The sequence below is a fragment of the Albidovulum sp. genome (genome assembly GCF_041919395.1).
GTDB lineage: Bacteria > Pseudomonadota > Alphaproteobacteria > Rhodobacterales > Rhodobacteraceae > Albidovulum.
The window spans coordinates 22,071-28,316 of the sequence record NZ_JAYRTX010000039.1 but is presented as its reverse complement, the minus strand read 5'-3'; the positions used below and the strand labels follow the sequence as shown (position 1 = coordinate 28,316).

At 67.9% G+C, this 6,246-nt stretch carries 5 protein-coding genes; 2 read left to right on the top strand and 3 right to left on the bottom strand.

The annotated features are described in order from the left end of the window. Window positions 1-102: 102 nt before the first annotated feature. From lpdA to ACMUOO_RS08630, 3 genes are all read right to left on the bottom strand, one after another. The gene (lpdA, locus tag ACMUOO_RS08640; RefSeq protein WP_413855023.1) at window positions 103-1,488 is read right to left on the bottom strand and encodes a dihydrolipoyl dehydrogenase; all 1,386 of its coding nucleotides are present in this window, start codon (window positions 1,486-1,488) and stop codon (window positions 103-105) included. Continuing rightward, window positions 1,481-2,755 carry a serine hydroxymethyltransferase gene (glyA, locus tag ACMUOO_RS08635; protein ID WP_301919894.1) on the bottom strand — a complete coding sequence of 425 codons (1,275 nt, stop codon included), beginning with the start codon at window positions 2,753-2,755 and terminating at the stop codon, window positions 1,481-1,483. The genes lpdA and glyA overlap by 8 nt, the downstream gene beginning before the upstream one ends. A 70-nt stretch (window positions 2,756-2,825) precedes the next feature. After that, window positions 2,826-4,184, bottom strand: a complete 1,359-nt coding sequence (locus ACMUOO_RS08630; RefSeq protein WP_301919893.1) for an alanine/glycine:cation symporter family protein — start codon at window positions 4,182-4,184, stop codon at window positions 2,826-2,828. A 301-nt stretch (window positions 4,185-4,485) separates the two neighbouring features. Here ACMUOO_RS08630 and ACMUOO_RS08625 point away from each other — a divergent pair, with 301 nt between their 5' ends. Together ACMUOO_RS08625 and ACMUOO_RS08620 are read left to right on the top strand one after the other, a co-directional pair. Then, window positions 4,486-5,376 (top strand): LysR family transcriptional regulator, encoded by an 891-nt coding sequence (locus tag ACMUOO_RS08625; protein ID WP_301919892.1) that lies wholly within the window; start codon window positions 4,486-4,488, stop codon window positions 5,374-5,376. Window positions 5,377-5,597: 221 nt separating this feature from the next. After that, entirely contained in the window at window positions 5,598-6,242 is a 645-nt protein-coding gene (locus ACMUOO_RS08620; protein ID WP_301919891.1) for a transglutaminase-like cysteine peptidase, read from the top strand. The last annotated feature ends 4 nt before the right edge of the window (window positions 6,243-6,246 follow it).

The window sequence follows — 6,246 nt, the reverse complement described above, 5'->3', positions numbered from 1 at the left end:
CGCGAGACCCGGATCCAGGACGGCTTGCGCAGCACCGGCGTGGCCGCGCGGGGGGCCTTTTCGGGGTGGCGCAGGCGGTCTTCGGTGATCATCTCCTTGCCCTCACATATGCAACGGCTTGCCAAGCGCGGCGAGGCAGGCTTCCTTCACCGCCTCGCCCATGCCCGGATGGGCGTGCGGGGTGGCGGCGACATCGGCGAGCGTCGCGCCCCTGGCCATCGCCAGCACCAGCTCCTGGATCAGCTCGCCCGCGTTGCGGCCGAGGATGTGGGCGCCGAGGATGCGGCCGGTTTCGGCGTCGCCCAGAACCTTCACCAGACCGTCGGTCGCCGCCATCGCGCGGGCGCGGCCGTTGGCGATGAACTGGAAGCGGCCGACGACATGGGCTGTGCCCGCCTCCTTCAGCGCCTCTTCGGTGGCGCCGAGGCTGGCGATTTCCGGCGCGGTGTAGACGACGCCGGGGACGAGGGAATAGTCCGGCGCGGGATGGGCATGGCCGGCCAGCGCCTCGACGGCGGCGATGCCGTCCTCCTCGGCCTTGTGCGCGAGCATCGGGCCCGGAACCGCGTCGCCGATGGCGAGGATGCCCGGGGCATTGGTGCGGAACTGCCCGTCGACCGCGATGAAGCCGCGGGCGTCCAGCTTGACGCCAAGCGCCTCGAGTCCCAGCCCGGCGGTGCGCGGGCGGCGGCCGATGGCGACAAGGACGGCATCCGCCTCCAGCGTCTCGACCGCGCCGGTGTCGCGCCGTTCCAGCGTGACGGTGGCCTTCGCGCCTTGGCGCACGACCGAGGCCTTGCGGCCCAGCTGGAAGGCCAGCCCCTGACGCTGCAGAAGCCGCTGCGCGGTCCTGGCGATCTCGCCATCCGCGCCGGGCAGGATGCGGTCGAGATATTCGACCACCGTCACCTTGGCGCCGAGCCGCGCCCAGACCTGGCCCAGCTCCAGCCCGATCACGCCGGCGCCGATCACCACCAGATGCTCCGGCACGCGCGACAACGCCAGCGCGCCGGTCGAGGTCAGGACGACCTCTTCGTCGATCGTGACATCGGGGAGGCCGGCGGGGTCCGATCCGGTGGCGATCAGGATATCTTTCGCCGCGACGGTCTCATCGCCGACCTGCACCTTGCCCGGTTTCGGGATCGTGCCGCGCCCGGCCAGCCATTCGACGCCGTTCTTCTTGAAGAGATGCGCGATCCCCTTTGTCAGGTCGCCCACCACCCTGTCCTTGCGCGCCATCATCGCGCCAAGGTCGAAGCTGGATTCGCCCACGGAAATCCCGTGCTGGGCCAGATGCTTCAGCTCGGCCAGGTGTTCGGACGAGGACAGGAGTGCCTTCGACGGGATGCAGCCGACATTGAGGCAGGTGCCGCCGAGCGTGGCGCGTTCCTCGACGCAGGCGACCTTGAGGCCAAGCTGCGCGGCGCGGATCGCGGCGACGTAGCCGCCGGGGCCCGCGCCGATCACGACGAGGTCGAACTCACGCATGACCGGCCCCGTAGATCGGGAAGCGGCGGCAGAGCGCCACGACCTTCGCGCGCACCGCGGCCTCGACCGCGGCGTCGCCCTCGGGCGTCTTGCGCAGCATGTCGAGCACGTCGCCGATCAGGCCGCCGATCTCGCGGAACTCGGCCACGCCGAAGCCGCGGCTGCATCCGGCGGCGGTGCCAAGGCGGATGCCCGAGGTGACGGTGGGCTTTTCCGGGTCGTCCGGCACGCCGTTCTTGTTGCAGGTGATCCCGGCGCGCTCCAGCGCCTCGGCGGCGGCATTGCCCTTGACGCCCAGGGGGCGCAGGTCGACCAGCATCAGGTGGTTGTCGGTCCCGCCCGAGACGATCGCCGCGCCGCGCGCCACCAGCACCTCGGCGAGCGTCTTCGAACTGGCGACGACAGTGCCGATATAGTCCCTGAACGACGGTTGCAGCGCCTCGGCGAAGGCCACCGCCTTGGCGGCGATGACATGCATCAGCGGGCCGCCCTGAAGGCCGGGGAAGACGGCGGAGTTGATCTTCTTCGCCATCTCGGCGTCGTTGGTCAGTATCACGCCGCCGCGCGGGCCGCGCAGCGTCTTGTGCGTGGTCGAGGTGACGACATGGGCATGGGGCAGCGGGCTCGGGTGGTGGCCGGTCGCGACAAGGCCCGCGATATGGGCCATGTCGACCAGCAGCCAGGCGCCCACCTTGTCGGCGATGGCGCGGAAGCGGGCGAAGTCGATGACGCGCGAATAGGCCGAGGCGCCGGCGATGATCAGCTTCGGCTTTTCGGCAAGGGCCAGGCGTTCCACGTTGTCATAGTCGATATGGCCGTCCGCCCCGAGGCCATAGGCGACCGCGCGGAACCACTTGCCCGACATCGCGGGCTTTGCCCCGTGCGTCAGATGCCCGCCCGCGTCGAGCGACATGCCAAGGATGGTGTCACCGGGATTGAGCAGCGCGAGCTTCACCGCGCCGTTGGCCTGCGCGCCGGAATGCGGCTGGACATTGGCGAAACCGGCGCCGAACAGTTCCTTCAGCCGGTCGATGGCCAGTTGTTCGACCACGTCGACATGGACGCAGCCACCGTAGTAGCGCTTGCCGGGATAGCCCTCGGCATACTTGTTGGTCAGCACCGAGCCTTGCGCCTGCAGCACACGAGGGCTGACATGGTTTTCCGAGGCGATCAGTTCGATCTGGTCTTCCTGCCGGTGCCGTTCGGCCTCGATGGCCTGCCACAGCGCCGGGTCGAAATCGGCAAGCGTCGTTTTCGCGTTGATCATCCTGGGCGTTTCCTGATGGGTGTGGGGGCCAGGGCCGGGGCGCCCTGAAGCGCCCCGGCCGGTTCGGTCTTCAGTTTCCGCCTTCGCCGCCGGGCGCGAAGTAGTCGCGGGTCAGCTTGATGACGATGGGCGACAGCAAGAGCAGCGAGATCAGGTTGGGGATCGCCATCAGCGCGTTCAGCGTGTCGGCCACCAGCCAGGCGAAATCGAGGCTGAGCGTCGCGCCGAAGAAGACCGCGATGGTCCACAGGATGCGGAACGGCTTTTCGCTGATGGTGCCGACCAGGAACTCCCAGCACTTCTCGGAATAGTAGGCCCAGCCGAGGATCGTGGTGAAGGCGAAGAGCGCGAGCGAGATCGCCAGCAGATAGGAGCCGATACCCGGCATCGCCGCCTCGAACGCGGTCGAGGTCAGGACCGCGCCGGTCTCGCCCGAGGACCAGACCCCCGTCACCATGATCGCAAGTCCCGTCAGCGTGCAGACGATGATCGTGTCGATGAAGGTGCCCATCATGCCGATCACGCCCGAGAAGACCGGGTTCGAGGTCGAGCCCGCGGCCTGCGCGATGCCGGCAGTGCCAAGCCCCGCCTCGTTCGAGAAGATGCCGCGCGCCACGCCGCGCTGGATCGCCATGATGATCGTGGCGCCGAGGAAGCCGCCGGTGGCCGCCGTGCCGGTGAAGGCGTCCGAGAAGATCGTCGCGAAGGCCGCCGGGATCTCGCCGGCGAACATCACCAGGACAACCACGACGCAGACCATGTAGAAGATCGCCATCGTCGGCACGACCCTTTCGGCCACCGCGCCGATGCGCTTGATGCCGCCAAGGACGACAAGCCCGGTCAGCACGGTCAGGATCGCGCCGGTGATCCAGGTGCTGAGGCCGAAGGCGTTTTCCATCGCGCTGGCGATGCCGTTGGCCTGCACCATGTTGCCGATGCCAAAGCCCGCGAAGCCGCCGAAGAGCGCGAAGGCGGTGCCGAGCCAGTGCCAGTGCCGGCCGAGGCCGTTCCTGATCGCGTACATCGGGCCGCCGGCATGTTCGCCCCGGTCGTCGACCTCGCGGTATTTCACCGCGACGACGACCTCGGCGTATTTCGTGGCCATGCCGACGAAGGCCGTGACCCACATCCAGAACAGCGCGCCCGGCCCGCCGACGGCGATGGCCGTGGCGACGCCGGCGATGTTGCCGGTCCCGATGGTGGCCGACAGCGCGGTCATGAGCGCGGCATAGGGCGTGATCTCGCCTTCCGCCGTGGCACCGGGCGTGCGGCTTTTCCAGATCATCCGGAAGCCGTAGATGATCTTGAACAGCGGCATGAACCCGAGGCGAACCTGCAGATACAGGCCGGTGCCGAGGATCAGCACGATCATCGGCACGCCCCAGACAATTCCATTGAGCCAATTGAAGAAGCTATTGATCGTTTCCACTGGGCAGTCTCCTCACTATCCCTCACATCCGGCGCAGCGGGGTCGCTGCCGGCCGGGCCTGCGGCGCATTGCGCATCGCGGTTAATTGTCGTCTGGTCGGTCGTCCTCCTCGACGGTCCGCATCAGGGGCCGGCCGGCTGACGTCAGGCAAGGCGGATCCGTTTCGGAACGACGGACCGCCTCGTCAGGACACATCGGAGGCAGGATCAAGTTGCGGACGCCGCCTCAATAGACCCTTCTTGATTTTTCGGAATTTCATAGTTCAAATGCTACTGTGAGTTTTTTCAACAGTAGATGCGCCATGCACAACATCCCGATGGATCTGTTGCGGACCTTCATCAAGGCTGTCGATAGCGGCAACTTTACCCGCGCCGGCGAGCTCGTCGGGCGCACCCCTTCGGCCGTCAGCCTGCAGATCAAGCGCCTGGAAGAATCGGTCAGCACGACGCTGTTTCAACGGGATGCGCACAAGATGCAGCTGACCGCGGAAGGCAAGACCATGGCGCAGTACGCGCGCCGCATACTGGCTCTGAACGACGAAGTCTTTGCGACCCTGCGGCAGCCCGCGGTGGCGGGCCGCGTGCGACTCGGGGCGCCGCATGAGTATACCGCCTCGCTGCTGCCCGAGTTCCTGGGCCAGTTCGCGCAGTCGCACCCGAACGTGATGCTCGAGGTGACCAGCGACCTCAGCAAGAATCTGCTCCGTCGCCAGCAGGCCGGCGAGTTCGACCTGATCATCGCGCTGCACGAGGATTCCGCCCCCGATGGCGGACGGCCCATCTACACCGAGCCGCTGGTCTGGATCGGCAGCGAGGACCATTCCAGCCACCTGAAATCGCCCCTGCCGCTGGCTCTGGCGCCGCCACCCTGCATGTACCGGGACCGGATGCTCCAGGGCCTGAACCAGATCGAGCGTCCGTGCCGAGTCGTCTACCTCAGTTCGAGTTACAACGGAATCACCGCTGCCGTTCGCGCCGGGATCGGTGTCACTGTCATGGCAGAGAGCACCACGCCACCGGCCAGCCGGATCCTGACGGAACGGGATGGTCTGCCGCCGCTGGGACAACTCGAACTGCGTCTGCACCGGGCACCGGGCAAGACCTCGGAAGCGCTGATGCGGCTGGAAGACTTCATCGCCGGAAGTTTTGCCAAATCAGTCCCGGCGCGCCTGATCGGGCGACGGGCCGACTGAAGGCATGGCATCCGGGATTCCCGTCGCGGGGTTGCATCGCTCGACACGGCTCTGCCGGCTCTCCGCCCAGTCGCGCCGGCGGCGATACCCGATGGCGGACCTGCCCCGCGGCCGCGCGGCCGACCGGATCACTTGCGCAATTTCGCCGTGTTCCCGGCCCGAAATGGCCATTCGCGCGTGTGCCAATGGTCCCGATCCAACCTGGCCGGAACCCCCTCGCCATGCCTGTCGCGACGGACCACCCACGCACCCTGACGCGCCTCGCCGGCGTGACAAGGCGCACTCTGTTCGCGCTGGCGTTCGCTGCGACCGGGGTGCAGGCTGCCCCCGCGCCGCTGCCCGCGCATCTGGAGCCGATCCGCGCCGCACCGGCACCGAGCGGGTCGGGCGACCTCTGCAACCGCCTTCGCTGGGCCTGCGCCACAAGTCTTGGACGGACCGAGGCACCCGAAAGCGCGCTTGCCCTTGCCCGGAGCGTGAACCAAGCGGTCAACGCCTCGGTGCACGAGGTGCCCGACCGGAGCCAGTATGGCCGCGACGACCTCTGGGACCTTCCCACGGCGCGCGGCGGCGATTGCGAGGACTTCGCCCTGGCGAAGAAGAAAAGGCTCATCGAAGCCGGCGTTCCCGCCGGCGCCCTGCTCATCGCGACCGTCCTCGACCGACATCGCAACCACCACGCGGTTCTTGTCCTGCGCACCGCGGCGCAGGATGTCGTGCTCGACAATCTCACGGACCGGATGCTGCCCTGGCACCGGACCGGATACAGCTTTCTCAGGATGCAGGAGCCGAACGACCCGCGCCGATGGAATGCCATCGCCGCCGGAGGCATCTTCGACGCCGCCGATCGTGCGACCGGCGGCTGAGAAC